Origin of the sequence: Flavobacterium sp. RSSB_23, assembly GCF_051547145.1 — a bacterium.
Taxonomy (GTDB): domain Bacteria; phylum Bacteroidota; class Bacteroidia; order Flavobacteriales; family Flavobacteriaceae; genus Flavobacterium.
This window is the reverse complement of sequence record NZ_JBPTTO010000035.1, coordinates 1-1,232: the sequence shown is the minus strand read 5'-3', so window position 1 is coordinate 1,232 and position 1,232 is coordinate 1. Positions and strand designations below refer to the sequence as shown.

General features: G+C 31.5%; 1 protein-coding gene. It reads left to right on the top strand.

Annotation, left to right across the window (positions count from 1 at the left end; genetic code table 11):
• The first annotated feature begins 52 nt into the window (after positions 1-52).
• Positions 53-1,030 (top strand): IS256 family transposase, variant Zn-binding type, encoded by a 978-nt coding sequence (locus ACSVH9_RS16235; RefSeq protein WP_438064618.1) that lies wholly within the window; start codon positions 53-55, stop codon positions 1,028-1,030.
• Positions 1,031-1,232 lie beyond the last annotated feature (202 nt).

Sequence of the window (1,232 nt, the reverse complement as noted above, 5' to 3'; positions counted from 1 at the left end):
AAATATGATATTCCCAAAAGTTTATTGAAATTCGTTTCAATAAACTTTTTTTATTTATGAAAAAATCAAAAAAAAGCGTTGTCCAACGTGTAAAAGTCTTCAAACAATTAAGTGGGGAATTAGGGAAAACAAACAACGATTTAAGTGTAAAGATTGTGGTCAATTATTCACTTCCAGCAATAAATCTGTTTCAAATTCCAATAGAGAAATTTGGTTCAAAAATTGGATAATTGGTAAAGATACATTTGATAAAATCTCACTCGAATCAGGATACAGCAAAAGTACATTGCAACGTTATTTTTCTAAAATGTTAAGCAAAGCACCTGTTTTGGAATTCAGTTCCACGGATGAAATTTATTTGGTAATTGACGGAACTTATTTTCCTAATGATATCTGTCTGGTGGTTTACAGAAATTTTCATTTAAAGTTAACACAGCTTTACAGGATGAGTAATGGAGAGCATTTTGAAGAGATTGCCGAAGATTTGCAAAACCTGTTGAGTTTAGGAATCAAAATAAAAAGTATCACATCCGATGGAGACAAATCATCTATCAAAGCCATCAAAAAAGTCTGCCCAAGAGTGCCTTTCCAAAGGTGCTTGGTTCATATTTCAAGAATGTGCAGAATATGGCTTACACAGAATCCTAAACATAAATCTGGTTTTGAACTCAAGCAAATAGCCGTTAAAATTCATCATATCAATTCTGAATATAAACGTCAATTATGGCTTATTGAACTTATCCTGTGGGAAGAACAATACAGAGATTTTATCAATCAAAAATCATATAATATAGAAACGGGAAGATATTGGTACACTCATAAAATGGTTAGAAGATCATTTACCGTAATCAAGAAAGCTTTACCCAATATGTTTATGTATCTCAAGGACGACAAAATACCCAACTCAACAAACTCTCTGGAATCCTTTTTTGGACACTTAAAAGGTAACTTGAATATTCATAGAGGATTAAGTTTAGCTAACAGAAAGAACTTCTTGAAATGGTATTTATATTATAAAAACCAAACGTAAAGTAGATTTTCCTTAGCCATATCTGATTGCCGATATTTAATAAAAAAGGATAGCTAAAAAACTATCCTTTCAATTATCGTATAATCATCAAACTTATTGCTGGTTGGTTGCTCCTCAGCAGAGCCAACTTCCTCTTCAATTTGATGTTGAAATATAAGCAATCTAAAATGAAAATTCACCAACCATTTTTGACCACATTACC